Annotated in this window: 27 protein-coding genes and 1 riboswitch; of the genes, 17 read left to right on the plus strand and 10 right to left on the minus strand. The window is 61.7% G+C overall.

Annotated elements, in window-relative coordinates; genetic code table 11:
• Positions 1 to 107: 107 nt before the first annotated feature.
• Together IMCC20628_RS21365 and IMCC20628_RS21370 are read left to right on the plus strand one after the other, a co-directional pair.
• On the plus strand, positions 108 to 884 hold the full coding sequence (locus tag IMCC20628_RS21365; protein ID WP_047032858.1) for a Bax inhibitor-1/YccA family protein: 777 nt from the start codon (positions 108 to 110) through the stop codon (positions 882 to 884).
• Between the two features lie 108 nt (positions 885 to 992).
• Positions 993 to 1,550 carry a GNAT family N-acetyltransferase gene (locus IMCC20628_RS21370; RefSeq protein ID WP_245307835.1) on the plus strand — a complete coding sequence of 186 codons (558 nt, stop codon included), beginning with the start codon at positions 993 to 995 and terminating at the stop codon, positions 1,548 to 1,550.
• Between the two features lie 5 nt (positions 1,551 to 1,555).
• Here the strand turns inward: IMCC20628_RS21370 and IMCC20628_RS21375 are convergent, their stop codons facing one another.
• The 3 genes from IMCC20628_RS21375 to acnA form a co-directional block, all read right to left on the minus strand.
• Complete coding sequence (locus tag IMCC20628_RS21375; RefSeq protein WP_047031879.1) at positions 1,556 to 1,945, minus strand: DUF2794 domain-containing protein; 390 nt, start codon at positions 1,943 to 1,945, stop codon at positions 1,556 to 1,558.
• 460 nt (positions 1,946 to 2,405) lie between these two features.
• Positions 2,406 to 3,164 carry a DUF1223 domain-containing protein gene (locus IMCC20628_RS21380; protein ID WP_047031880.1) on the minus strand — a complete coding sequence of 253 codons (759 nt, stop codon included), beginning with the start codon at positions 3,162 to 3,164 and terminating at the stop codon, positions 2,406 to 2,408.
• Positions 3,165 to 3,334: 170 nt separating this feature from the next.
• Positions 3,335 to 6,025: an aconitate hydratase AcnA gene (gene acnA, locus IMCC20628_RS21385; protein ID WP_047032859.1), complete on the minus strand. Its 2,691-nt coding sequence runs from the start codon at positions 6,023 to 6,025 to the stop codon at positions 3,335 to 3,337.
• Positions 6,026 to 6,327: 302 nt separating this feature from the next.
• On the opposite strand from acnA, the gene ccmA reads away from it, so the two are divergent.
• The 6 genes from ccmA to IMCC20628_RS21415 all read left to right on the plus strand — a co-directional run bounded on the left by ccmA (position 6,328) and on the right by IMCC20628_RS21415 (position 9,820).
• A complete protein-coding gene (ccmA, locus tag IMCC20628_RS21390; RefSeq protein WP_047032860.1) occupies positions 6,328 to 6,978 on the plus strand; it encodes a heme ABC exporter ATP-binding protein CcmA in 651 nt (216 codons plus the stop codon).
• Positions 6,975 to 7,637: a heme exporter protein CcmB gene (ccmB, locus tag IMCC20628_RS21395; protein WP_047031881.1), complete on the plus strand. Its 663-nt coding sequence runs from the start codon at positions 6,975 to 6,977 to the stop codon at positions 7,635 to 7,637. The genes ccmA and ccmB overlap by 4 nt, the downstream gene beginning before the upstream one ends.
• A gap of 44 nt (positions 7,638 to 7,681) precedes the next feature.
• Positions 7,682 to 8,452, plus strand: coding sequence for a heme ABC transporter permease (locus IMCC20628_RS21400; RefSeq protein ID WP_047031882.1), 771 nt, complete (start codon positions 7,682 to 7,684; stop codon positions 8,450 to 8,452).
• Positions 8,449 to 8,622, plus strand: coding sequence for a heme exporter protein CcmD (ccmD, locus tag IMCC20628_RS21405; RefSeq protein WP_047031883.1), 174 nt, complete (start codon positions 8,449 to 8,451; stop codon positions 8,620 to 8,622). Before IMCC20628_RS21400 ends, ccmD begins: the two co-directional genes overlap by 4 nt.
• A complete protein-coding gene (locus IMCC20628_RS21410) occupies positions 8,619 to 9,227 on the plus strand; it encodes a DsbE family thiol:disulfide interchange protein (RefSeq protein WP_047031884.1) in 609 nt (202 codons plus the stop codon). Before ccmD ends, IMCC20628_RS21410 begins: the two co-directional genes overlap by 4 nt.
• Positions 9,228 to 9,292: 65 nt before the next feature.
• The gene (locus IMCC20628_RS21415) at positions 9,293 to 9,820 is read left to right on the plus strand and encodes an NUDIX hydrolase (RefSeq protein ID WP_047031885.1); all 528 of its coding nucleotides are present in this window, start codon (positions 9,293 to 9,295) and stop codon (positions 9,818 to 9,820) included.
• Between the two features lie 88 nt (positions 9,821 to 9,908).
• Here IMCC20628_RS21415 and IMCC20628_RS21420 read toward each other — a convergent pair whose 3' ends face one another.
• A complete protein-coding gene (locus IMCC20628_RS21420; protein WP_047031886.1) occupies positions 9,909 to 11,252 on the minus strand; it encodes an esterase-like activity of phytase family protein in 1,344 nt (447 codons plus the stop codon).
• 200 nt (positions 11,253 to 11,452) lie between these two features.
• Between IMCC20628_RS21420 and IMCC20628_RS21425 the strand changes: the two genes are divergently transcribed.
• From IMCC20628_RS21425 to IMCC20628_RS21435, 3 genes are read left to right on the plus strand one after another with little or no spacing between them, the layout of a single operon-like run.
• Positions 11,453 to 11,794, plus strand: a complete 342-nt coding sequence (locus IMCC20628_RS21425; protein ID WP_047031887.1) for a metalloregulator ArsR/SmtB family transcription factor — start codon at positions 11,453 to 11,455, stop codon at positions 11,792 to 11,794.
• Entirely contained in the window at positions 11,791 to 12,273 is a 483-nt protein-coding gene (locus IMCC20628_RS21430; protein WP_197078359.1) for an SRPBCC family protein, read from the plus strand. The genes IMCC20628_RS21425 and IMCC20628_RS21430 overlap by 4 nt, the downstream gene beginning before the upstream one ends.
• Complete coding sequence (locus IMCC20628_RS21435) at positions 12,270 to 13,145, plus strand: SRPBCC family protein (RefSeq protein WP_047031888.1); 876 nt, start codon at positions 12,270 to 12,272, stop codon at positions 13,143 to 13,145. Before IMCC20628_RS21430 ends, IMCC20628_RS21435 begins: the two co-directional genes overlap by 4 nt.
• Before the next feature lie 63 nt (positions 13,146 to 13,208).
• On the opposite strand, the gene IMCC20628_RS21440 is transcribed toward IMCC20628_RS21435, so the two are convergent.
• The 6 genes from IMCC20628_RS21440 to blaOXA form a co-directional block, all read right to left on the minus strand.
• The gene (locus tag IMCC20628_RS21440; RefSeq protein ID WP_047031889.1) at positions 13,209 to 13,907 is read right to left on the minus strand and encodes a septation protein A; all 699 of its coding nucleotides are present in this window, start codon (positions 13,905 to 13,907) and stop codon (positions 13,209 to 13,211) included.
• Complete coding sequence (ftsY, locus tag IMCC20628_RS21445; protein ID WP_047031890.1) at positions 13,904 to 15,547, minus strand: signal recognition particle-docking protein FtsY; 1,644 nt, start codon at positions 15,545 to 15,547, stop codon at positions 13,904 to 13,906. Before ftsY ends, IMCC20628_RS21440 begins: the two co-directional genes overlap by 4 nt.
• A gap of 24 nt (positions 15,548 to 15,571) precedes the next feature.
• A complete protein-coding gene (mtaB, locus tag IMCC20628_RS21450) occupies positions 15,572 to 16,882 on the minus strand; it encodes a tRNA (N(6)-L-threonylcarbamoyladenosine(37)-C(2))-methylthiotransferase MtaB (protein WP_047031891.1) in 1,311 nt (436 codons plus the stop codon).
• Positions 16,879 to 17,757, minus strand: coding sequence for a diaminopimelate epimerase (dapF, locus tag IMCC20628_RS21455; RefSeq protein WP_047031892.1), 879 nt, complete (start codon positions 17,755 to 17,757; stop codon positions 16,879 to 16,881). The genes mtaB and dapF overlap by 4 nt, the downstream gene beginning before the upstream one ends.
• Positions 17,758 to 17,837: 80 nt before the next feature.
• A complete protein-coding gene (locus IMCC20628_RS21460; protein WP_047031893.1) occupies positions 17,838 to 18,920 on the minus strand; it encodes an MBL fold metallo-hydrolase in 1,083 nt (360 codons plus the stop codon).
• 75 nt (positions 18,921 to 18,995) lie between these two features.
• Positions 18,996 to 19,799, minus strand: coding sequence for a class D beta-lactamase (gene blaOXA, locus IMCC20628_RS21465; RefSeq protein WP_047031894.1), 804 nt, complete (start codon positions 19,797 to 19,799; stop codon positions 18,996 to 18,998).
• A gap of 218 nt (positions 19,800 to 20,017) precedes the next feature.
• Here blaOXA and IMCC20628_RS21470 point away from each other — a divergent pair, with 218 nt between their 5' ends.
• The 6 genes from IMCC20628_RS21470 to IMCC20628_RS21495 all read left to right on the plus strand — a co-directional run bounded on the left by IMCC20628_RS21470 (position 20,018) and on the right by IMCC20628_RS21495 (position 25,704).
• Entirely contained in the window at positions 20,018 to 20,413 is a 396-nt protein-coding gene (locus IMCC20628_RS21470; protein ID WP_047031895.1) for a hypothetical protein, read from the plus strand.
• A gap of 143 nt (positions 20,414 to 20,556) precedes the next feature.
• Positions 20,557 to 20,670, plus strand: a riboswitch (TPP riboswitch).
• Positions 20,665 to 21,273 carry a YkoF family thiamine/hydroxymethylpyrimidine-binding protein gene (locus tag IMCC20628_RS21475; protein ID WP_047031896.1) on the plus strand — a complete coding sequence of 203 codons (609 nt, stop codon included), beginning with the start codon at positions 20,665 to 20,667 and terminating at the stop codon, positions 21,271 to 21,273. (Overlaps the previous riboswitch by 6 nt.)
• A gap of 4 nt (positions 21,274 to 21,277) precedes the next feature.
• Positions 21,278 to 22,066 (plus strand): ABC transporter permease, encoded by a 789-nt coding sequence (locus IMCC20628_RS21480; protein WP_047031897.1) that lies wholly within the window; start codon positions 21,278 to 21,280, stop codon positions 22,064 to 22,066.
• On the plus strand, positions 22,063 to 22,812 hold the full coding sequence (locus IMCC20628_RS21485) for an ABC transporter ATP-binding protein (protein WP_047031898.1): 750 nt from the start codon (positions 22,063 to 22,065) through the stop codon (positions 22,810 to 22,812). Before IMCC20628_RS21480 ends, IMCC20628_RS21485 begins: the two co-directional genes overlap by 4 nt.
• 2 nt (positions 22,813 to 22,814) lie before the next feature.
• Positions 22,815 to 23,798, plus strand: a complete 984-nt coding sequence (locus tag IMCC20628_RS21490; protein WP_047031899.1) for an ABC transporter substrate-binding protein — start codon at positions 22,815 to 22,817, stop codon at positions 23,796 to 23,798.
• A 139-nt stretch (positions 23,799 to 23,937) separates the two neighbouring features.
• Positions 23,938 to 25,704: an SLC13 family permease gene (locus tag IMCC20628_RS21495; protein ID WP_047031900.1), complete on the plus strand. Its 1,767-nt coding sequence runs from the start codon at positions 23,938 to 23,940 to the stop codon at positions 25,702 to 25,704.
• The last annotated feature ends 17 nt before the right edge of the window (positions 25,705 to 25,721 follow it).

Genomic DNA, 25,721 nt, shown 5'->3' on the forward strand with positions numbered 1-25,721 from the left:
GCTGATCATGCTCATATTGTAAGGCAGGCATGCTGGAGCCCCACAGCGGCGCCTGGGATCTTGAACCCGACACCGTAACCAACATCGGGGCTTATAAAGAGGAAAACATGGCTGACCTTCGCAATTCGAATGTCCGCACAGCAAACGGCGCCTATGCGGGTGCCGACATTGATGCAGGCCTTCGCGCCTACATGCTGCGCGTTTACAACCTGATGGCACTGGGCCTCGGCATCACCGGTGTCGCAGCCTATGCGATCGCAATGTTCGCAACCACCAATGATCCGGCCGCTGCAGTTGCAACGCTGGGCAATGGCAAGATGCTGACCGGCCTTGGCGCCGCGCTCTATGGCTCGCCGCTCAAATGGGTGGTCATGCTGGCTCCACTCGGGATGGTGTTTTTCCTGAGCGCCCGCATTGAAAAGATGAGCGTCTCTGCTGCGCAAACCACTTTCTGGGTCTTTGCCGCAATGATGGGCGTCTCGCTGTCGTCGATCTTCCTGGTCTACACCGGTGCATCGATCACCCAGACGTTCTTCATCACCGCTGCTTCTTTTGGTGCGTTGTCGCTTTACGGCTACACCACCAAGAAGAACCTGTCGGCGATGGGCTCGTTCCTGATGATGGGCCTGTTCGGCCTGATCATCGCCATGGTGGTCAACATCTTCCTGCAGTCGCCGATGATGGAATTCGTCATCTCCGGTCTTGGCGTGCTGATCTTCGCAGGTCTCACCGCCTATGACACTCAGCAGATCAAGTCGATGTATTACGAGAGCGACAGCCACGACACGGCTGGCCGCAAGGCTATCATGGGCGCGCTGCGCCTGTATCTCGACTTCATCAACCTGTTCATGTTCCTGCTGCACTTCCTCGGCAATCGCGAGTAGTTCTCGGAACAGATCAATCTGATCAGGAAAAGGCGGTCTTCGGGCCGCCTTTTTTGTTGGCTGTGATCCGGTGGGACGATACACGGGTGGCCTGACCCATTTGGACCGGTGCCCATGATCATCCGCGACCCCACGCCAGCAGACCTGCCCGAGATCACCCGCATCTATGCCGACAGCGTACTTTACGGCGTCGCCAGCTACGAATTGCTCGCACCCAGCCAGGCGGAGATGGCGGAGCGGATGGCGGCGATCACAGACAAGGGCTATCCCTATCTGATCGCCACAGACGATGAGGGCGGGGTGCTGGGCTATGCCTATGCCTCGGCGTTCCGGACGCGCCCGGCCTATCGCTGGCTGGTGGAGGATTCAATCTATCTGGCACCCGAAGCGCGCGGCCGGGGCGTTGGCGGGGCTTTGCTCGAAACCTTGATCGGTCGGTGCGAGGCGCTCGGATTCCGGCAGATGATCGCAGTGATCGGCGGCGCCCACCCGGCCTCGATCGCAGTTCATCAAAAGGCGGGTTTTGTCAGCTCCGGCATGATCACCGGCTCCGGTCACAAACAGGGCCGCTGGCTTGATACCGTCTTCATGCAGAGGCCGCTGGGTCAGGGCAAGGCAACCGATCCGGACCCGACGATTTATCCCGGCACATTGTTCGGCGGGTAACGCTATCAACGGACCACGCGCGGTGCCTTGTCGAAATATCTCAGTACGGTTTGCAGTTCGTGGCCGCGTTTGAGCACCACGCCGGCGGCCGAAATGATGGCGAAGGCGCCCTGCTTGCGAGCTCGGGAGGGGTCTTTTTCGATGCGGTAGAGCGGCACTTCGCTGGTGCGGCGAAAGGCGGAGAAAATTGCCCGGTCGCGCAGATGGTCTATGGCGTAATCGCGCCATTGGCCCTCGGCAACCATCCTGCCGTACACCTGCAGGATGCGATCCAGCTCGCGGCGCTGGAATGTCACCGGCTCTGGCGTGTTACGGCGGCGGTGTTCAGACAGGTCAACTGTCGCGGCGCTGCCGCCCGCACTGCGGCTCGCTGAGTAATCCGCCCCGTCAGCCATTATGTGGACTGCAAATCATTGCTCATAAGTCCAGTTTGCCTGACACAGTCGCAAATTCAAGGCTGGCGGCGGATTTTCCAGCGTCTGTCGCTTTTCAGGACAATCCCGCGTTGCACCATCACGAAACGATTCACCTCGTTGCGGTTGTTTACCGTGTTCAGGGGTGAAACCGGACACCGGCATAATTGGGCCGCATTTCCGCCAAATCCGCGCCCGATTTGGCGGCAATTGTTGCCGCGTTGCCTCAGACGGTTCGAACCGGGGACTTCGATTTACAGCCCCCCAGCCCCCCTCGGGGTTCCCGGAACGGATCTTTCGCAAGCGTTCGGTCTCTGATCGTAACTGATTTGATGATTGATGCGCCTTGCAGCTTCAGGCCGTTCCCGCGACTGATGCGTGAGGCAGCCCCCTATCAACTGGACCGGCTTCATGCCGGTCCTTTTTCGTATGGTGTGTCTTTTTACGTGGAAGCATCCGGTTCGATCATGGCGGCTCCAAGAATACGTCCTGGCGAACCGTCCTCGCCGACCACTTGCAGCAATATCGCGCAGCCGCGCCCGGGGTAGGCGGACATGACCGATACGGGCAGTATCAGGCTGAGTGCCTCTCCGTCCCACATTCCGATGGTTTCCATGTCCCGCACACTGTGGTGATAGGTGATCGAGCGGCCGCTGTTTTCGCCGCGCTTGATGTTCACCTCGGTGGCGTCATCGAAATAGACCGCAACGATGTTAGCCTTGCCTTCGCCCGCACCGACCGAGATCTTCAATCCGACCGAGTCGATCTTGGCCGCCACGTCAACGGTGAGTCCGGCGCCGCTGTCGGACAGGGTCTTGACGATCTTGTCGACCGCTTCGCGGTCAGCGCCGTTGGTATGGTCCTGGCCATTGATGACCATTTGCGGCGTGTAGACATTCTTGCGCCGGAGCGAGAGGGCATAGCCATATTGCCGCTCGGTGCTGGCGGCGCTCGACAGCGTGTCGGCCCAGCCGAGATAGTTCCAGTAGTCGACATGGTAGCTGAGCGCCAGAACCTCTCCCTGCTTGACCATCTTGGCAATTTCCGCGTCGGCTGGCGGACAGGAGGAGCAGCCCTGGCTGGTGAACAGCTCGACGACACCGGTGAAGTCGCCCGCTCGTGCGATGCCGGGGGCGGCAATGCTGGTTGCCACCGTCAGCAGGGGAAGGGCAAAAGCGAGAAAGCAGGCGCGGGCGGTCATGCGGGTGGGTCCGTTTCTGTCAGGGTGATACTCCAGATACTGACAAAAGGTAACGCGGAGTCCCGGACACGTCCAAATCACGTTGCGGTGAGGCTGGAGTGCAGGGTTCTCAAACGAAAAACGCCGGGGCAATGTGCCCCGGCGCCGGTTGTTGATCAAGCTGAAATCGGTCAGGCGGCCAGATCGCGCAGAACTGTCTGCAGGATGCCACCATTCTTGAGGTATCCGAGTTCATCGAGCGTATCGACGCGGCAGATCAGAGGCACATCCTTGACCGTGCCATCGGCGAAGGTGACCTTGGCGACCTTCTTCTCGCCCGGCTGGATATTGGCCAGCCCGTCGATCGACACCGTCTCGTCGCCCTTCAGGCCGAGGCTTTCCCAGGAGGTGCCGTCTTCGAAGACGAACGGGATCACACCCATGCCGACCAGGTTGGAGCGGTGAATGCGCTCGTAGGACTGGGCGATGACTGCGCGGACGCCCAAAAGGTTGGTGCCCTTGGCAGCCCAGTCACGCGACGAACCATTGCCATATTCGGCACCGGCGAAAATCACCAATGGTACGCCTTCGGCCTTGTACTGCATGGCCGCATCGAAGATCGAGATCTCCTCGCGGCTCGGGTAATGGAACGTATAGCCGCCTTCGCGACCATTCGGTCCGAGCATGTAGTTGCGCAGCCGGATATTGGCGAAGGTGCCGCGCATCATCACTTCGTGATTGCCGCGACGGGTGCCGTACTGGTTGAAGTCCATGACGCCGACGCCATGATCCATCAGATAGGCGCCTGCAGGGGATTGTGCCTTGATCGAGCCTGCCGGAGAGATGTGGTCGGTGGTGATCTTGTCACCGAACAGACCCAGCACGCGGGCACCCTTGATGTCGGAAATGCCGGCGCCGGTCTTGCCCATGCCCTCAAAGTAAGGCGGGTTCTGCACATAGGTTGAGTTGTCTTCCCAGGCATAGGTCTGGCTGGTCGGCACTTCGACGGCCTGCCAGTTTTCGTCACCCTTGAACACGTCGGCATATTTGGCCGCGTAGAGTGCGCGGGTGACGTATTTCATGATGAATTCCTGGATCTCCTGCGAGGAGGGCCAGATGTCCTTGAGGTAGACCGGGTTGCCGTCCTGGTCTTCGCCCAGCGGCTCGACGGTCAGGTCCTTCTGAACCGAACCGGCCAGCGCATAGGCCACCACCAGCGGCGGTGAGGCCAGGTAGTTGGCCTGCACGTCAGGCGAAATACGGCCTTCGAAGTTGCGGTTGCCCGACAACACGCCGGCGGCAATCAGGCCCTTGTCGTTGATGGTCTTGGACACCGGTGCCGGCAACGGGCCGGAGTTGCCGATGCAGGTGGTGCAGCCAAAGCCGACCAGGTTGAAGCCAAGCGCATCGAGATCGGTCTGCAGACCGGATTTGGCCAGATACTCGGCCACCACCTGGCTGCCGGGAGCCAGCGAGGTCTTCACCCATGGCTTGGTCTTGAGACCCTTGGCCAGCGCGTTGCGGGCCAGCAGGCCGGCGCCGATCAGCACGCTCGGATTGGATGTGTTGGTGCAGGATGTGATTGCGGCAATGGCGACGTCGCCATGACCCAGATCGTAATCCTCGCCCTCGACCTGATAGCGATTGTTGAGCTGACCCGGCTTCTTGTATTCATCTTCCAGCGACTTGGCGAAGCCGGTGGCGATGCCTTCGAGCGGAATCCGGCCTTCCGGACGCTTCGGACCAGCCATCGACGGCACGACGGTGCCGAGATCAAGATCCAGCGTGTCGGTGAACACCGGCTCGGCTGCAGCGGTTTCGCGCCACATGCCTTGCGCCTTGGAATAGGCTTCAACCAGCTTGATGCGGTTTTCTTCACGGCCCGATATGGTCAGGTAGTTGATGGTTTCGCCATCAACCGGGAAGAAGCCGCAGGTGGCGCCGTATTCCGGGCCCATATTGCCGATGGTGGCGCGGTCGGCGAGTGACATCGAATCAAGGCCGGGGCCGAAGAATTCGACGAATTTCGAGACAACACCCTTCTGGCGCAGCATCTGCACAACAGTCAGCACCAGATCGGTGGCGGTGACGCCTTCCTTGAGTGCGCCGGTGAGGCGGAAGCCGATGACTTCGGGCAGCAGCATGGAGATTGGCTGGCCGAGCATGGCGGCTTCGGCTTCAATCCCGCCAACGCCCCAGCCCAACACACCAAGACCATTGATCATGGTGGTGTGGCTGTCGGTGCCGACGCAGGTGTCGGGATAGGCGGTGATTTCGCCGTCTTCTTCCTTGGTCCACACGGTCTGGCCGAGATATTCAAGGTTGACCTGATGGCAGATGCCGGTGCCGGGAGGCACGACGCGGAAATTCTTGAACGCCTGCTGGCCCCACTTCAAAAAGCGGTAGCGCTCGCCATTGCGCTCATATTCGCGCTCGACATTGTGCGCCAGCGCCTGCGGTGTGCCGAATTCGTCGACGATGACCGAGTGGTCGATGACCAGATCGACCGGTACCAGCGGGTTGATCTTCTGCGGATCGCCGCCGAGCGCCACCATGGCGTCGCGCATCGCGGCCAGGTCGACCACGGCGGGAACGCCGGTGAAATCCTGCATCAGCACGCGGGCCGGGCGGTAGGCGATTTCAGCGTCGGCCTTGCCCTTGTTGGTCAGCCAGGCGACGACGGCGAGGATGTCGTCCTTCTTGACTGTCTGGCCGTCTTCATTGCGAAGCAGGTTCTCGAGAATCACCTTCATCGAGAAAGGAAGCGTCGAGATCCCGGTCAGGCCGTTCTTCTCCGCCTCAACGAGGCTGTAATAGACATAGTCCGTGCCCTCGACATCGAGGGTGGAACGGCAGTTGAAGCTGTCGAGTGATTTGGCCACGAGCAACCTGCTTTCATGAGTTCGGCCGAACATCGAGGGCGAACACCTTACACGCTGACTGCGTGGACAAGGATGCGGGTACGGTCATTTCCGCTGTCCGCCCGTGATGCTTGGGGCATCATGTTCGGCGCTAGATTGAATTCACGCCGACCGCTGGCGTGGTTGCGGGCCTTATAGATTCTTTCGCGTGAACGTGCCAGATCAACCAAAGGCCCATTTCAATATTTTTTGACGAATGTTTTCTGGGCGATGGTATGGAACACGACAGCCGGGCTCGTTGAGCGGGCCGAATGCGGGGGCCGATGCAGGCGACAGCTTTGAAACTCAAGGGACGGCGCGGCGACAGCGTCCTGTTCGAAGACATCGGCTTTACCATTGCGCGTGGGCAAGCGATGGTCATCACCGGACCCAACGGATCGGGAAAATCAACGCTTTTGAGAGTGCTGGCCGGATTGCTGGCGGCCGATTCGGGCAGTTTCGTGCTCACCGGCGACGACGGTGTGGCGCTGCCGGTTTCCGAATTCGCCCATTATCTCGGCCATCGCAACGCCATGAAGCGCGAGCTTCGGGTCTCGGAAAATCTGCAATTCTGGAAAAATTTTCACCACACCGAAAACGCAGAAGGCCTGTCAGTCGATGCGGCGATTGATGCGGTCGAGCTTACCGGCGTGGCGCATCTGCCGTTCGGCTATCTTTCTGCCGGTCAACAGCGCCGCATCGCGCTGGCGCGGCTGCTGGTTTCGGCGCGGCCGCTGTGGTTGCTCGATGAACCGACGGCAGCGCTCGACAAGCGCTCCGATCAATTGTTTGCCGATCTGGTCAGCGATCATCTCGACAATGGCGGACTGGCGATTGCCGCCACACATCAGCCGCTAGGGCTGAATAATATTCAGTCGCTGGAATTGACCGGCGTTCATCGCCCGGCCTCAAGCTCCGGGGAGTCCTGGACATGATGGCGCTGCTGAGGCGCGATCTGGCAATTGCCACCCGCTCCGGCGGGGCGGCGATGCTCGGCGTGTTGTTCTTTCTCGCAGTGGTGGCGGTGATTCCCTTTGGCATCGGCCCGGATCTCAATCTCTTGGCGCGGATCGGCCCGGCGATCCTGTGGATCGGTGCGTTGCTGGCCTCGCTGCTCGGTCTCGACCGGCTGTTTCAGGCCGACCGCGAAGACGGCTCGCTCGACATGCTGGTGATGCAGGACTGGTTCTCGCTGGTGCTGACGGTGTTCGTCAAAAGCCTGGCGCATTGGCTGGCCACCGGCCTGCCCCTGGTGCTGGCAGCCCCGCTGCTGGGGCTGTTGATGAACATGAGCGCCACCTCCACCGGTGCTGTCATGCTGACACTGCTGGTCGGCACCCCGGCGATCTCGTTCATCGGCGCTGTCGGCGCTGCCGTCGCCGTTGTCTTGCCGCGTGGCGGGTTGCTGGTCTCGATCCTGATTCTTCCCCTGGCGATCCCGATCCTGATTTTCGGCGTCAGTGCGTCTTACGCTGCAGTCACCGACCCGGATCCATTCATGCCGCCGTTCATGATCCTGTCGGCAATCGCGCTGTTTTTCGCCGCTCTCGGCCCGGTTGCGGCGGCTGCGGCGCTCAAAGGAGCCTCTGATTGATTTGCCGCATTGAAACCACACGCAGCAAGCATTAGAAAAAAGCCATGAGTGACACCACAGCATCCCAGGGCTGGTTTACCAGCCTCGCCAATCCGACCCGGTTTCTTGCCCTCTCCGGCAAGATTCTGCCCTATCTGGCCACAGCAGCGGTTTTGTCGCTGCTGGTCGGGCTCTACATGTCGTTTGCCGCGCCCGAGGATTACCAGCAGGGCATCACCGTCAGGATCATGTTCATCCACGTGCCTGCGGCCTGGCTTGCGATGATGTGCTATTCGGTGATGGCGATCGCCTCGATCGGCACCCTGGTCTGGCGACATCCGCTGGCCGATGTGGCGGCCAAGACGGCGCTGCCGATTGGTGCAGCCTTCACCTTCCTGTCGCTCTTGACCGGCTCGCTATGGGGCCGGCCGATGTGGGGCACCTGGTGGGTCTGGGACGCGCGGCTGACCTCGGTCTTCGTGCTTTTCCTGATGTATCTGGGGCTGATGGCGCTGCACAAGGCGATGGATGATCCGGCCCGTGCCGCCCGTCCGGCTGCGGTTCTCACACTGGTTGGTTTCATCAATATCCCGATCATCAAGTTTTCGGTCGAATGGTGGAACACGCTGCACCAGCCGGCCAGCGTGATGCGGCTTGACGGCCCGACCATTCACCCGACGATGCTCTATCCGCTGCTGGTGATGGCAGTGGCCTACACGCTGATCTTTTTCACGCTGCATCTGATGGCGATGCGCAACGAGATCCTGCGGCGCCGGGTGCAGGCAATGCGGCGTCAGGCCGCGCAAGCAATTGGCGCTGGAGGTGGGCGCGCATGATGAGCCATCAAGCTTTCGTGTTTTTGTCCTACGCAGCCACAGCCGTGACGCTGGCCGGATTGCTGATCGGCATCCTGCTTGACGGCCGCGCCCGCAGAGCCGAACTGGCCGAGTTCGAGGCGCAAGGTGTGCGGCGGCGCTCCAAGGCGGAAGGCGGGCCGCGGTCATGAGCGAAGAGACCCATGACGCGACACCGGCTGCCCCCAACCGCAAGCGGGCGCTGATTGCCTATTTGCCGCTGGCGCTGTTCATCGCGCTGGCAGGGGTGTTTCTCTATCAGCTTGGCTCCGGCAAGGACGCCAGCGAAATTCCCTCGGTGCTGATCGGCTCGCAAGCCCCGTCGCTGAGCCTGCCGCCGCTTGAAGGTTTGATCGCGGATGGCAAGCCGGTGCCGGCGCTGACCGATGCGGCGATTGCGGGCAAGCTGTCACTGGTCAATGTCTGGGCGTCGTGGTGCGTGCCCTGCCGCCAGGAGCACCCGGTGCTGCTCGAACTCTCGCAAGATCCGCGGCTCGAGCTTGTCGGCATCAACTACAAGGACAAGAACGACAACGCGCTGAGGTTTCTGGGCGAGCTCGGCAATCCGTTTTCCGCCGTCGGCATCGACCCGGTGGGCAAATCGGCGATCGACTGGGGTGTTTACGGCATTCCGGAGACCTATCTGGTGGCGCCGGACGGAGAAATCCTGTTCAAGCAGATCGGCCCGTTCACCACCGAAAGCCTGCGCGACAAGCTGTTGCCGGCGATTGAAAAGGCGATGGCGCCCGCAAGCTGAGTTTTTTGACATTCTGTCAGCGGATTGATCTCGCCGTGCATGTCTCTGCGCTCTATGTTTGAGCGATGAGCACCGAGAAACACTTCGACCGTCTGGTTCCCGCTGGCGACACCCATGCACGCGATGTCTGCCAGACATGCGGCTTCGTCGATTACCAGAACCCGCGCATTGTCGTCGGATCGGTGGTCCGGCACGAGGGCAAGGTCTTGTTGTGCCGCCGCGCCATCGAGCCGCGCCGCGGCTTCTGGACCGTGCCGGCAGGCTATCTTGAACTTAATGAAACACCCGAGGATGGCGCCCGCCGCGAGGCGCGCGAAGAGGCGCTGGCCAATCTCAAGCTCGGCGAATTGCTGGCCATCTATTCCGTCCCGCGCCTGAGCCAGGTGCAACTGATCTGGCGCGCTGAACTGATTGATCCGGGTGCGGGTGCTGCCTTGTTCGGCATTGGCGAGGAAAGCCTGGAAGTTGAGCTGTTCGACTGGGACAAGCTGCCGATGGACGAGATCGCCTTTCCGACGGTGCACTGGATGCTCGGCCACGAGCGCGAGGTGATGGCGCGGGGTTATTCCGGGCCGTTCGGGAATGCGGGTTAAGCCAATCAGAGGCGCCGCTCTCGGGCTTCTCCGCATGACATGATCGTGTGGGTGCCGGGGGGTGTGATCCCCCGGCAATTTCAACGCCTCATTGCGCGGCCAGCAACTCGGGCACGCTCAGCAGCACCACTTCATTGTCCGCCGCGGCGTCGAGCTTGCGGCCTGACGAGAACGGCAAATTGTTGTCTATCGCCACCATGATATGGGTATCGTCGACCCGCATCACATCCTCGATGGTGAAGAAGGGCAGGCTGAATCGGCCTTCTTCACCGCCATCCGTGGTAATCCGCGCCCGTCCTTCGGGATCGGCGATGTTCATCAGGTCGATCTGCCCGATACGGCGCACATAGCCATCCGCATCGACGCTTGCGGTATCGATCAGCACGACGTGCTTGACCATTGCCGGGTTCGGGAAACAATCAGCCGCCGGCTCACCGGCGCATTTCAGGCTTGGCTCACCCTCGCCATTGTCGCGCTCGATCACCAGCGCACGTGTGTCGTCGATGAAGTTGAAATCACCGATCGCCGTTGCACCTTCGGCAAGCTTGAACTTGAAGCTGTCACCGGTCCATTCGCGCTTGGCCGGATCGAAGGCCAGCACGCGCAGGAAATCGCCTTCACTCTTGCCGTCTTCACCTAGTAGCGGCTTCTCCAGCATTGCCCACAAAAGACCGGTGCCGGGCTGCAGCGCCATGCCCTCGTAGCCGCCCGAACGCGGAACGGTCCAGTCCTTGCCGATCACGGATGTGGCCGAGATGCCCGGCGTGTCAGCGCCCTTGAGTTGTTTGCCGTTCATCATCGTGGGATAGACACCCTTCACCCGGCCATCAAGGTCGGCTTCAATCAGGTAAGGCCCGAACTCTTCGCCGATCCAGATCGAATCGCCAATGCGCTGGATGCTTTCGAGGTCGAAATCGGCCCCCGTCAGATAGCGGTTGTCGGTTCCGTCCCAGGAGATGCGGAAGGGCACCTTGAAATCGGGGTCATGCAGGAAAACGGTTTCCTTGATGTCGACTTTTCCGGTCTCGAAATCGGCCATCATGCGGCTGAAAAAAAGCATTGTGTCAGGGCTGTTGGCCTTCGAGCCAAAGCCGTTGTCGGTCAGCACATAGACCGAACCATCTTCGGCCTTGTCCATGGCAAAACCCGAAAATCCCTGCAGCGGCTGGCCGATGAAGGGCAGGCTGATTCCGGTCAGGCGTTTGCCGTGCATGCCGCCGGTGTCGCCCGGCACGGACAGAGGCACTCCGTTGCGGCCAACGCCGGTAAACTTGCCGCTGATCCAGCCATCGCGGGGTGCATCGGCAGGCGGTGCCAGCAGGCTTAGAGCAGGCAGATAGGCGTGGCCGGCCAGAGTGGCGGGAAAGATCTCCTGGGCGGTGGCCGGGGATGCCAGGGCAAGGATGGCGAGGGATAGAATACGAGCTTTCACGAGGATCTCCTTTTGTGAGAAGCCTCTCATGCCCGGACCGGATTACAGCCCGATGACGCGCGCGTTATGGTTCTGTGACAGCCCCTGGAGACGGAACTATCCGACATGGAGGAGCTGCATTTACCCACCCGCCACAAAAATACCTAGCAACATTGCTAACTGTCCCTTGACGGCGCCGCGCGGTCGAGATACTTAGCTGTATGGCTAAGCATGATACTGATCTCTCGAACCTGTTTCACGCACTGGCGGACCCGACCCGGCGCTCAATCTTGACGCGGCTGGCGCAGGGATCTGCACCGGTGACCGAGTTGGCCAATCCGACAGGACTGCGCCTGCCCACGGTGATGCGGCATCTTTCGGTGCTGGAGGAAGCTGGGTTGATCGCAACCTCGAAGGACGGGCGGGTGCGCACCTGCGCCATCGTGCCTGAGGCGCTGGCGCCGATGCGGACATGGCTCGATGAGCAGAGGCAAATCTGGGAATCCCGGCTCGACCGGTTGGACGATTATGTGAAAACGGTGATGGAGGAGCAAAAGACATGACACTGAAACTGGAGCTGGATCCGGCCACGGACTTGAGCTTTACCCGCACGCTGGCCGTGCCGCGGCATCTGATCTGGGAATGCTGGACGCTGCCGAAGCACATCCCGCACTTCTTCATCCCCGCCCCCCACAAGGTAACCTCGGTGGAGATCGACTTGCGGGTTGGTGGGCGGTTCAACACCACCTTCGATGTCGAAGGCAATGTCATGGAAAATCTCGGGGTTTATCTGGAGGTGGTGCCGGAGGAGAAACTGGTGTTCACCGATACCTATAGCGAAGGCTGGAAACCGGCGCCCGACCCTTTCATGACCGCGATCCTGCTTCTCAAGGATACGCCCGACGGCGGCACCAGCTACACCGCGATTGCCCGTCATCGCAATCCGGAGACCAGGGCGACGCATGAGCAAATGGGCTTCTTTGATGGCTGGGGCACGGTGGTGACGCAACTCGAAGCCTATGCGAAAGGACTTGTGAGATGAGCGGACGTTTTGCGACGCTGACATTTGAACGGCAGTTTGCGGCCCCTGTCACAACCCTGTGGGAAGCCTGGACTGCGCCGGCCGCGCGGGCAGTATGGGCACCACCTTCGCCCTTGGTTACTGTGGAATTTCTCGAGGCCGATACCCGTGTCGGAGGCCGCGAAGTCTCGCTGTGCAAGGTGGAAGGATTTCCCGACACGCGCTGCGAGGCCGGATGGCTGGAGTTGCAGCGGGCTGCGTGCAGCGTCAATTACGAGGTGATCTCGACTGAAGGGGTCACCCAGTCGGCGGCATTGATCACGGCGGATTTCTCCAGCGTGGGCGAGGGCAGCCGGGTGATCATGACCGTGCAGCTTTCTTCACTGGCTGAAGACATGGAGGACGGCTACCGCGAGGGATTTGGCGCCGGGCTGGACAATCTGGTGGCGGTGAGCGAGCGCACGATGCTGCTGAGCCGGGTGATCGAGGCGCCGCGCAATATCGTCTGGGGCGCCTGGCTCAACCCGGAATCCCTGCCCAAATGGTGGGGGCCGGACGGGTTTACCTGCCGTACCAGGCGAATCGACCTGCGGGCCGGCGGCGAATGGGTGTTCGACATGATCGGGCCGGACGGTACGGTCTACCCCAACCACCACATCTATGGTGATGTCAAAACCGAGGACCGGATCAGCTACACGCTGCTTTGGGGCGAGAACGGACCAAAGCATGCCGATGCCTGGGTTTCGTTTGAGAATCAGGGCGGGGCCACGAAAGTCACATTGGGCATGGTGTTCAGCACGGCAGCGGAATTTCAGCAGGCCAAGGGTTTTGGCGCGGTGGAACTCGGCCAGCAAACGCTGGGCAAGTTGGCACGCAGTGTCGGCGCGGCTTGATATGTATTGATCTGTTGCCTCTGCCAGCATCGTCCGGGCGGCTGCCATTGATGATCAGACAGCCTAACTTTCTGCGCTTTCCACACCCTCTTCCGGCAGTGCATGCCGCTGCATCAGCGGCAGTTGCGCCAGCGTGAAGACGATCGACAGCGGCATGTTGCCCCAGACCTTGAAGGTGATCCAGAAGTCGGTGGAGAAATTGCGCCAGATCACCTCGTTGATCACCGCCATCAGCAGGAAGAACAGGCCCCAGCGGAAGGTCAGGATGCGCCAGCCTTCGGCGTCGAGCTTGAAGGCGGAATCAAACACGTAGCCGAGGAACGATTTCCCGAACAGCAAGCCGCCCAGCAGGATGGCGCCAAACATGGTGTTGATGATGGTCGGCTTGACCTTGATGAAGGTCTCGTCCTGCAGCCACAGCGTCAGCGCGCCGAAGATCAGCACGATGACGCCCGACAAGAGCGGCATGATCGGCAGGGTGCGGGTCAGGATCCAGGATGCGGTCAGCGCAATCGCCGTGGCGATCATGAAGCAGGCAGTGCCGACAAAGATCGGACCGCCGATATCGGCCAGGAACGGCACCCGTTCGGCAATCCAGGCGCCCTTGGAATTGGCGAAGAAAAACACCAGCAGCGGTCCGAGTTCGAGCACCAGCTTGAGCAGCGGATTGACGTGCTTGCGCTTCGGGTCGCCAGGATCACGCTCGAATATATGGATGTCTTGGTCGGCAGCCTCGGCTTCGAGTGGCTTGCGGTCGCTCATTTGACTTCTCCGGTCGGTTGTCCGGCAATGGCTGATGCGAAATCAGCCGCCTCAAAGGGTTCGAGATCGTCTACACCCTCGCCGACACCGACGAAATAGACAGGCAATTTATGTTTGGCGGCAATGGCGACAAGGATGCCGCCGCGGGCGGTGCCGTCGAGCTTGGTCATCACCAGCCCGTTGACGCCGGCGACATTGCGGAAGATCTCGACTTGGCCCAGCGCATTCTGACCGGTGGTGGCGTCGAGCGTCTGCAGCACCGTGTGCGGTGCGTCGGGGTCGAGTTTCTTGATGACCCGAACCACCTTGGCCAGCTCATCCATCAGCTCGGTGCGGTTTTGCAGCCGTCCGGCGGTGTCGATGATCAGCACGTCGGCGCCGTCAGTGCGGGCGGACTCGAAGGCCTCATAGGCCAGGCCAGCGGCATCGGCGCCAAGCTTGGTCGAAACCACTTTCGAGCCGGTGCGGTCGCCCCAGATCTTCAGCTGCTCGATGGCAGCAGCGCGGAATGTGTCGCCGGCAGCAAGCATCACCTTCAGCCCGCCGGAGCTCAGCTTTGCGGCGAGCTTGCCGATGGTGGTGGTCTTGCCGGTGCCGTTGACGCCGACGACCAGAATCACATGTGGCTTGTGGCTCAGATCAAGTTCAAGCGGCCTGGCCACCGGCTCCAGAACGCGTGTGATCTCCTCGGCCATGACCTTCTCCACTTCCGCCGGCGAAATGTCCTTGCCGTAGCGGGTGGCAGACAACACGCCGGTGATCTTCATTGCGGTCTCGACGCCCAGATCGGCCTGAAGCAGAATGTCTTCCAGCTCTTCCAGCGTGTCATCATCCAGCTTGCGCTTGGTGAAGATGCCGCTGATCTGGCCGGTCAGCTGACCGGAAGTGCGCGACAGGCCCTGGCGCAGACGCTGCCACCAGTTGGATTTCTCTTCCGCCACCGGCTCAGGCGCAACAACCGGCTCCAGCGGGGACACGGTATCGCGAACAACCACGCTGCGCTGCGCCGGCTCCTGTGTGGGCTCTGGCGTTTCGTCGGGCACGGGCGGGACGGCCGGATCGGCGGACAGTTCTTCCGGGGTCAGCCCGTCCTCGGGGCCTTCTTCCACGGGTTCGGCGTGAATCGGGGCTTCGGTCGCATGGTCTTTATCAACCGGAGCGGCCGGTGGCAGCTCATCGGTGGCCGCCATTTCCGGGGTGACCTGCATGCCGCCGCCATCCTGAGGCAAGGCCTTGGACGCCGTGTCTTGCGATGCGGGTTCCGGTGTTTCGTCGGGCACGGGCGCGAGGACCGGATCGGCGGACAGTTCCTCCGGGGTCAGCCCGTCCTCGGGGCCTTCTTCCACGGGGTCGGCATGTATCGGCGGTTCGCCCGCATGCTCTTTGTCAGCAGGCGCGGGCGGTGACAGCTCATCAGCAACCGCTGTCTCCGGGGTGAACTGCATCTCGCCGCCATCGTGCGGGAAAGACTGTTCTGGCGCAGCTGCGGGCGTGGCGGATGCGAGCGGCGCCTCGGGTTCGGATGCTGCCTCGGGTGCGGTTTCGGCCGCTGAATCCGGCGCCGGTTCAGCCGCGGGGTCCGGCGCGACTTCCTTGTTTCGCCCGAAGGAGAAAACTTTCTTGATGAAGCTGAGCGCCATGCCTGTCTGTCGTCCTTGCTGGGGTCAGCCTGCGGCGCGGGCCGGGGTGGTGTTCCCCTCCGCTGCCGTGCCAACCAGTTCGCCGGTCAGGTGATCGCCATCCCGTCCGGTCACCCTTATCACCGCCATCTGGCCCCTTGGCGCGTTTGACGCAACCACCGGGGTGAAATTTTCCGTCCGCGCCGTGCCTGAAAACTCGACCAGCACCGAATGGGTATCGCCGTTTTCGACCATTTTTGCGAGATGCGCGTCATAGGCTTTTTCGCCATGCGCCCGCAGCCGTGCAGCGCGGGTCTTGATCAGTCCGCGGTCAAGCTGCGGCATCCGTGCGGCCGGTGTTCCCTCGCGCGGCGAATAGGGAAACACATGCAGGAAGGCAATGCCGCACTCGTCGATGATGTCGAGCGAGCGGGCGAACATCTCTTCCGTCTCGGTCGGAAATCCGGCAATCAAATCGGCGCCGAAGGCAAATCCCGGCCTCAGATCGCGCACCGTGCGGCAGAACTTGATCGCGTCATCGCGCCTGTGCCGCCGTTTCATCCGCTTGAGAATCATGTCGTCGCCATGCTGCAGCGACAGGTGCAGATGCGGCATGAAGCGCGGTTCATCCGCAATCAGATCCATCAGCGCGTCATCGACCTCGATCGAATCAATCGACGACAGCCTGAGCCGCTTCAGCTCCGGCACTTGCCTGAGAATCGTCGCAGCCAGCGTTCCGAGCTTTGGCTGTCCGGGCAGGTCGGCGCCATAGCTGGTGGCGTCAACGCCGGTGATGACGACTTCGTCATAGCCGTTGTCGACCAGCTTGGCGATCTGCTCGACAACCGCACCCATCGGCACCGAGCGGGAATTGCCGCGGCCAAAGGGGATGACGCAGAAGGTGCAGCGGTGATCACAACCGTTCTGCACCTGGACGAAGGCGCGGGCATGGCCGGACACCGCCTCGATCATCTGCGGCGCGGTTTCGCGCACCGACATGATGTCGTTGACGCGGATCTTTTCGCTGTCGTCGACGCCGAAGTCCGGCAGTTTCTTGTAGGTCGAAACCCGGCCCTTGTCGTCATTGCCGATCACCGCGTCAACTTCGGCCATCGCCGCAAAGGTCTCCGGCTCGGTCTGTGCGGCGCAGCCCGACACGACGATGCGGGCATGCGGGTTTTCGCGTCGCGCCCGGCGGATCGATTGCCGCGCCTGGCGCACCGCGTCAGCGGTCACCGCGCAGGTGTTGACCAGAATCGCATTGTTGAGCCCGGCGGTTTCGGCCGCATTGCGCATGGTCTCGGATTCGAACGTGTTGAGCCGGCATCCGAATGTCAGGACGCGGACACCGCTCACGCCGCCGCCTCATCAGTCAGCCAGCCGCCGGTTGCCGGGTTGATGCGGCCTGAAAATTCCCATTCGGCCGGGCCGGTCATGACCACGTGATTGTTGGCGCGCCAGTCGATCTTCAGCGGACCGCCGGGCAGATTGACGGTGACCTGGCGGCCGGTGCGGTCGGTGCGCGACGCCGAGGCCGCCGCAGCACAGGCCGCCGAGCCACAGGCGCGGGTGAGGCCGACGCCGCGTTCCCAGGTTCGCAAATCCATGTTGGACGCATCGATCACCCGGGCAATCGAGATATTGGCGCGCTCGGGAAAGATCGGATGGTTTTCCAACAGCGGTCCGAAGCGTTCCAGATCATAGGACCAGACATCGTCCTTGACCCAGAAAATCGCATGTGGATTGCCCATCGACATGGCCGACGGCGAGTGCAGCACCGGAGCGTCAATCGGACCGATCTGCAATTCGATGCGGGTGGTGTCGTAAAATTCTTCGGCCAGCGGGATCTTGTCCCAGGCAAATTCCGGCACGCCCATGTCGACCGAGATCAGCCCGTCGTCATGCTCTTCGGCATTGAGAATTCCGGCCAGCGTCTTGAAGGTGAAACTCTTGCGCCCGGTTTCACTTGCCAGCGCCTGCACCACACAGCGTGTGCCATTGCCGCAGGCCTGGGCGCGGGAGCCGTCGCGGTTGAGAATGTCGATGCGGTAATCGACGCCGTGGATCTCGGTATCGTGGATCGCCATGATCTGGTCGAAGCCGGTTTTTTCACCCGCCGCCAGCGCGATTGCCGCTTCCGCGGTTACGGCATCGCTGCGGCCGCGCATGTCGATGACGACAATGTCGTTGCCCAGTCCGTTCATCTTGGCGAAAGGGACCATCGGTTCCATGCTGCGCACCCGTTGCTGTTGACGGCCTATATGGCAAAAATGCACCGCAATTACCAGTGCCGGGCAGCCGGGCTCAGCGTCTAGACGCTTGTTGCTGGCGCTTCCCAGGTCTCGCCAACATGCAGCGGCCGGAACCGGTCCTTGGCCACACCCTTTTCGGCCAGCTTGGCATGAAGTACTTCCGCAGGCGCGTCGCGGCCTTCGTCGGTCAGCTGGAAGGTGCCCCAGTGATGGCCCAGCGCATGGTCGGCGCCCGAAAGCAGGAAACCGTCAATCGCCTCGTCGGGATTCTGGTGCTGATCCTTCATGAACCAGCGCGGCTCATAGGCGCCGACCGGCAGGATCGCGGCGCGGAACTTGCCATGCTTGTCGCGGGCGTTCTTGTAAGGCCGGCCATTGTCGAAGCCGGTGTCGCCGATATGCAGAATCTTGCCGCCCGGCGTCTCGATCACAAAGGCCGCCCACAGCGCCATCGAGCGGTCATTCATGCCGCGCGCCGACCAATGGTGGCAGGGTTCGAAATGCACCGTCGCCGGGCCGGATTCGACCGCCTGGCCCCAGTCGGCGGTGATCACCCGCATTGTCGGGGTGTGCGCCTTGATGATGGTGTCATTGCCGAGCGGCGTGATCACCAGCGGATTGTGCGCCTGTCTCAGCCGCGCCAGCGTCACCAGGTCGAGATGGTCGTAATGATTGTGCGACAGCAGCACCAGGTCGATGTCCGGCAGATCCTCGAAAGCGATGCCGGGGGCGGTCACCCGCTTCGGTCCGGCAAAGGTGAGCGGACTGGCGCGATCAGACCAGACCGGATCGGTCAGAATGTTCAGCCCGGCGGTCTGGATCAGCATGGTGGCGTGGCCGACCATTGTAATGCGCAATTGGTCGCCTTCGACGCGAGGCTCGGGCCGGGCAGGGGCGAACGGGCTTCTGACTGTGGCTGGCCAGCTCACTTGCTTGCCGTTGAACTTCCATCTCAACAGATCGGAAAAGCCTTTTGGCGCCGCGCCATCGGGATTGAAGAACCGCACCCCGTCGAAATGGTCGCTGACCGGACCGGAGTGATAGCGGTTGGAGTTGCGGGCTAAAGCCATTGCGGTCCCCGATGCGCCAAGGCCGAAAACGGCGGCGAGGGCTGAAAATTTGAGAAAGGAGCGGCGTTTCATCGACAGAATATGGTGCGAGGGGGAGCGGGATCAAGTGAAGCCAGCGATTGCCAGCCCGGATAGCGGATCTGGCTATCAAGGAATCGCTGCGATCAATTCGGGCCATTGCTTGATAAAAGCGGTCTCCGCCCGGATCCCGGCCGAGCCTTTTTCGCGTTTCTCGTCCTGGTTGAGGCGGGTAAAGACCAGCCTGCGACCATCCTTTTCAGCCCAGCCGACAAACCAGCCCCAGCCCTTTGCCCGGTCAAAAGATCCATCTGCCAGCCGGGGATAGGCGGAGCCGGTCTTGCCGGAAATCATCCAGCCACCGCTGGCGGGTGTGGTTTCAACAATTGCCATGGTCAGGTTGAGGGCTTGGGGTGTGGCGGGCAGTGTGCGGTTCGTGAGATTGCGCAGGAACGTAACCTGCTCCAGCGGCGCGATCTTCAGGGACGAACTGATCCATGCGCGTTCCAGCGCGTTGTTCTTGCCCGGGTCACCGCTGAAGTCGGCGTTTCCATAGTCGAAGGTTTCGGCGTAGCGCTGCAGTTTTTTGACCCCCAGAGCAGAGGTGATCTGTTGGGAATACCAGACCACCGAATATTTCATCCATCGGGTTGGATCGGTTGGCTGGGTCCAGCTCGACCCGCCCCAATCGGGATACCCCTGTTTGAACGGCAGGACCGGTGCGTTGACGCCGGTGAGAAAGCCGGACTCAAACCCCATCAGGCTCAGCGCAATCTTGAAGGTTGAGGCCGGCGTCACCCGGGAGCGGCAATCACCCTGCTCAAGCAGCACGTCTCCGGACATTGCATCTGCAATGACGGTGCAAATGGTCTTTGCGCTGGCAGGTGCCGCCGATAACAGGAGAACGACGAGCGACGGGAGAATATGTTTCATGGCTGCATGATCTACAATTTCAGCTCGTTTGGCAGGGCGAAAATGCGATTTATGCACTGGTTTTGTGATTTCGCAGATCGAAAGGCTGACACGGGGCATCGACCAGACGAACGGCCCGGACGAACGGCGTGAACCGGTGATGAACGGGGACTTCAGAAACGGTTCAACCGGCGTGGATCAGGGTGGCGTTATTGAAACCCACACACCGGAGACAGAGCATGTTGACCAAATCCATTCTCACCCTCGCCGCCGCCAGCCTCGCAACCATCCTTATCCAGGCACCGGCTCAGGCCAGCGATTCCTCCCGCAACGTCCGTGATCATCGTGCCGCCGCCGAAGTTCAGGTGCGTGACCACCGCATCGCCACACAGCCCAAGGTTCGCGATCACCGGGCAACCCGCAAGAATGAGGTGGTGAAGGTATCGCGCAAGGATTGCCGCGCCGGTGCCGAAAACCTGCGTCGTTCGGGCTACAGACAGATCAAGATGCTCGACTGCCAGGGCACTGAATATTCCTATCTGGCGCAGAAGCACCACGCCCTGTTCGGTGCCAGGATGAATGCCTATTCCGGCACGCTGAAGGTGTCTTACATCGGTCCGGTGAAGAAGCACTGAGCTCGACCTCAGGAAATTGCCACGAAAAAGCGGGATGCAGCGTCGGGGAGCCTTCTCCCGGCGCTGCGTCTTGCCATGTCCGGAAACAACTATCGGCCACCAAACAAAAACCCTTGCATTTGCATGTAAATCCTGTTGAATGCGCCTCACCACAGGGGTGCCGCGTAGAGCCGCGGCTGAGACGCGGGCGCCATGCCCACGGACCCTCGAAGCTGATCTGGATAATGCCAGCGTAGCAAGGAGGAACCAAGATGTTCGCAGGCGCGCAAGTATCCCTTTATCCGATGACCGATGGGTTCGTCGACGTGATCGTGTCATCGCTTTCGGCGCTTGATCCGTACCGTGACCGGCTCAGGATCGAGACCGACGATATCTCGACGCTGATTGTCGGTCCGCCCGAAGTGCTGTTCCCGGCGCTGCGTGATCTCTATGTTGCCGCCGCCGCATCGCGGCAGCATGTGGTGCTGCGGGCGACGCTGTCGCGCGGATGTCCCGGCGAGCCGGATGACCCGATCTGCCAGACATCTTCACTGGCCAATCCATCCGAATCGCTTGAAAGCCGTCAGGCCGGGGCGCAGGCCGTACTGGCCGAAACCGCTATGACCGGGGAAGTCGCCCGGGCACAGTTCTCGCTCTATGTGATGGGCGCCGGCGACCACATGGCCGAGATCATGGGCTGTATCGATTTTCTCAAATCAAGCGGCTGTTTCGACCGGTCGAAGAATTTCTGCACCCGCCTCATCGGCGATTCAGGGCCGGTGTTTGCCACGCTGCAGCAGGCCTTCTGCCGCTTCGGCCCGCCGCAAGGCCACGTCACCATCGATCTGACGGTTTCCGCCAACAGCCCTTCGATCCGCTGATCCCATGGCTCGTTTACCGTCCGGGCTACCGGCGGCAAGGCTTGTTCAAGGCCTGCCGGCCATTCTCAGTGTGCTCACCGCGCTTTGTGTGTGGGAAATCTATGTCCGGCTGTCGGGCATCTCGGCGCTGGTGCTGCCTGCGCCCTCGCGGGTGGCGCAGCAGATCGTGGTCAACCGCGACATGCTCTGGGCCAACACGCTGCCGACACTTTATGCAACGCTGACCGGGTTCGCGTTCTCGGTCTCGGTGGCGTTTTTGCTGTCGCTGCTGATTGATTTCACCCCGAAGCTGCGCCGCGCGCTGTTTCCAGTGTTCGTCATCAGCCAGACCCTGCCGCTGGTGGCGATAGCGCCGCTGGTGGTGCTGTGGTTCGGCTTCGGGCTGACGCCAAAGATCCTGCTGGTGGCGCTGGTCACCTTCTTCCCGATGCTGGTGGCGCTGGTTGATGGTTACGAGTCCACCGAACCCGACATCGAGGCGCTGCTCGGCTCGATGGGGGCATCCCGCTGGAGCATCTTCCGCCGTGCCCGGTTCCCTTCGGCGATGCCCTATTTTTTCGCCGGGCTTCGGATCTCGATCACCTATGCGGTGGTGGCGGCAATCTTCGCCGAATATGTCGGCGCCCGCGCCGGTCTCGGCATAGTCATCCTCAACGCCAAGAACAGTTTTCGCCCCGACCTGATGCTCGCCGCCGTGGTGATCAGCTCGTTGCTGACGCTGCTGCTGTTTGGCGCCACCGCGCTGTTGCAGCGCCTCGTGTTGAGCTGGCGGCATGCGGGGGCAGCGCCATGACCGCTTTGCAAATCCAAAACGTTTCACTCACGCTGGGCGGCACGCCGGTGCTCGACGATATCTCGCTGCAGGTCGGCAAGGGCGAATTCGTGTCGATCCTCGGACCGTCCGGATGTGGCAAGTCGAGCCTGTTCCGGCTGCTCACCGGTGCGCTGTCGCCGGACCGGGGCACAATCGGGGTCAATGGCGCACCGCTCAGCCAAAACCCGCAGGCCTTTGCCTTCATGCCGCAGCGTGACGCGCTGATGCCGTGGCGGCGGATTATCGACAACGTCATCCTCGGGCTGGAAGTGCAGGGGATGGATCGTGACGAAGCCCGCGCCAAGGTACTGCCGCTGTTTTCAACCTTCGGGCTGGATGGTTTCGAGCAGCATTACCCGGCGCAACTCTCCGGCGGCATGCGCCAGCGGGCAGCCCTTTTGCGCACCATCGTACAGGACCGGCCGGTGCAATTGCTTGATGAACCGTTCGGCGCGCTCGACGCACTGACCCGCGCCGAGATGCAGGGCTGGCTGGAAAGCCGCTGGCAGCAGGCCCACTGGACCACATTGCTGGTCACTCACGATGTGCGCGAGGCGGTGGCGCTGTCGGACCGGATCTATGTGTTCTCACGCAGGCCGGCCCGGATCATCGCCGAATTTGCTGTCTCCGGCCCGCGCCCGCGCCTTGGCCGTCCCCCCTCCGCCGAGGCCGTCCAGCTTGAAGCCCAGCTCCTCGACACCCTTCTCACCCAAACCGGAGACTGATCATGAAACATCTTCTCACTGCCCTGGCCCTGCTCATTGCTGTGCCGGTACAGGCCGCGGAAAAGCTCACCGTGGCGCTCGACTGGACGCCCAACACCAATCATGTCGGGCTTTACGTCGCCCAGGCCAAAGGCTGGTTCAAGGAAGCCGGTCTCGATGTCGAGATCCTGCCCTATACCGACACCTCGTCGGGCACGCTTGTTGCGACCGGCGTTGCGCAGTTCGGAATCTTGAGCGCCGTCGGCTTCCACAGCCAGCGCTCGATGGGCGCCGACATGACGGCGGTGATGGCGGTGGTTCAGCACGAGACCGGGCGTCTCGTCTTCAATGGCGAACGCGAGGACATTCAACGTCCCGCGGACCTTGATGGAAAGATCTATGCCGGTTTCGGCAGTGCCTGGGAAAATGCGCTGATATCCTCAATCATAAAGCACGATGGCGGCGAGGGCACATTCGACACGGTGACGCTCGGCACCTCGGCCTATGAGGCGCTGGCCAATGGCTCGGTCGATTTCACCCTTGAAGTCAGTACCTGGGAAGGTGTGAATTCCGTGCTGCTGAACCGGCCGCAGCGGACGTTCAGCTATGCCGATTACGGCGTACCGGACCAACACACCACTTTTCTGGGCGGCAACGGCACCTGGCTTGCGGCCAATGCGGAAACGGCAACTGCTTTCGTTCAGGCAGCGCAGCGTGGTTACGCTTTCGCCGCCGACAATCCGGATGCCGCCGCCGACATGCTGATCTCCGGGACGGGCGGCATGCTGTCCAACCCGGACCTGGTCCACGCCTCGATGAAGGCGCTGGTCGAGGGAGGGTTCCTGCGTGATGCGGGCGAGCCCGTTGGCCTGATCGACGCCGATCTCATCACCGGCATCACCGGGTTCCTGTTTGAGGCCGGCATCTTGCGTGACGCCAATGGCGATACACTTACCGAGATGCCGGACGTGTCGGGCTGGTACACCAACGCCTGTCTGGCTGAGTAGGGTCTAAGTAAACCGGAGCCGGCAAAGCGGCTCCGGTTGATCTGCATGCGCATTGCGGAATCCAGTTGACCCAAAATTCCGGCCATGTAACCCAAGTCGTAACTGTGCACATTGCACGCCGCGCAACGGGATGGGTTTCATGACCACCGACCAGATCATGCTGTTTGGAATTCTTGTCGTCCTGTTCGGGATGCTGGTCTGGGGCCGGGTCCGCTACGATCTTGTTGCCTTCGTGGCGCTGCTGGTCACGGTGCTGGCCGGGTTGATCGAGCCGGACGAGGCGTTTCACGGCTTTGGCCACCCGGCCGTCGTCATCATCGCGCTGGTGCTGATCGTCTCGCGCGGGTTGATGAATTCCGGCGCGGTCGAATTTATCGCCCGCTTCGTCACCAGCCCCGACCGGACCCTGCCGGTGCATATCGGTATCATGGCGGTGGTCGGCGCAATTCTGTCGGCGATCATCAACAATGTCGCAGCACTTGCGCTGCTGATGTCTCTCGACATGGATGCGGCGCGCAAGGCCAAGCGGGCGGTGTCTCTGACGCTGATGCCCTTGTCCTTCGGCACCATCCTTGGCGGCATGATCACCCTGATCGGCACGCCACCCAACATCGTCATCGCCCAATACCGCCAGGATGTGCTGGGCGAGCCGTTCTCGATGTTCGATTTCGCGCCGGTCGGCATCGCCGTGGCGATTGCCGGCATTGCCTATGTCGCCTTCATCGGCTGGCGGCTGATACCGGCCCGCGCCGACGCGATGTCGCTGGAAGGCGACGCCGGGCTTTATGTTGCCGAAGCCCGGGTCAAGGAAGATTCCAAATCGATCGGTCAATCGGTGGGCGAGCTCTATCCGGTTGCCGAAGAAAACGATGTGACCATTCTGGGGCTGGCGCGGCAGGGCAAGCGCCTGCCCGGTCTGTCGCAGAGCCGCGAAATCCGTGAAGGTGATTTCCTGGTGCTGGAGGGCGATCCGAAACAGATCGAGGCCTTCATGGGCGCCGCCGAACTCGATGTCACCGGCACCGAGGAGCACAAGGGCCTGATGGGCAAGTCGCTCTCGCTCGTCGAGGCCATTGTACCGGAAGAGGCCAATGTCGTCGGCCGCACCATGCTGGGAATGCGGCTGGTCCAGCGCCACGGGGTGACGCTGCTCGGCATCTCACGCCAGGGCAGACGGTTCCGCGAGCGGGTCAGCAGCCTGCCGATCAAGGCCGGCGATCTGCTGCTCTTGATCGGGCCCGACAAGAACATCGCCGCCGCCAGCCAGTGGCTCGGCGTGCTGCCCTTGGAAAACCGCCGGCTCGAGGTTCTGCAGCGGACCAAGGCGCTCTTGGCCATCGGCATTTTCGCAGCGGCGATCGCGCTGTCGGTTCTCGGCATCACCTCGCTGGCAATCGCCTTGGGGCTTTGCGTGGTGGCCTATCTGCTGCTCGGCATCATCAGCGGTCGCGATTTCTATACGCTGATCCAGTGGAAGGTGATCGTGCTGCTCGCCTGCCTCATTCCCGTCGCCGCGGCGCTGGAAGACACCGGCGGCAGCCAGCTGATCGCCAATCTGATCGTCACCCAGACCGCCAATTTGCCGGCTTGGGGCGTGCTGGCCGTGCTGATGATCATCACTATGACACTGTCGGATTTTCTCAACAATGTCGCGACCGCGCTGATCGCCGCGCCCATCGGCGTCTCCGTCGCCAATTCCATCGGCGCCAATCCGGATCCGTTCCTGATGGGTGTGGCGGTGGCCGCCTCCTGCGCCTTCCTCACCCCGATCGGCCACAAGAACAACACCATCATCATGGGCCCCGGCAACTACAAGTTCGGCGACTACTGGCGCATGGGCCTGATGCTGGAAGTGATCGTCATCGTGGTGGGTGTGCCGATGATTGCCTGGGTCTGGCCGTTTTAGAGGGCGGGAATTGCAAC

The sequence above is a fragment of the Hoeflea sp. IMCC20628 genome (assembly GCF_001011155.1).
In the GTDB taxonomy this organism is placed as follows: domain Bacteria; phylum Pseudomonadota; class Alphaproteobacteria; order Rhizobiales; family Rhizobiaceae; genus Hoeflea.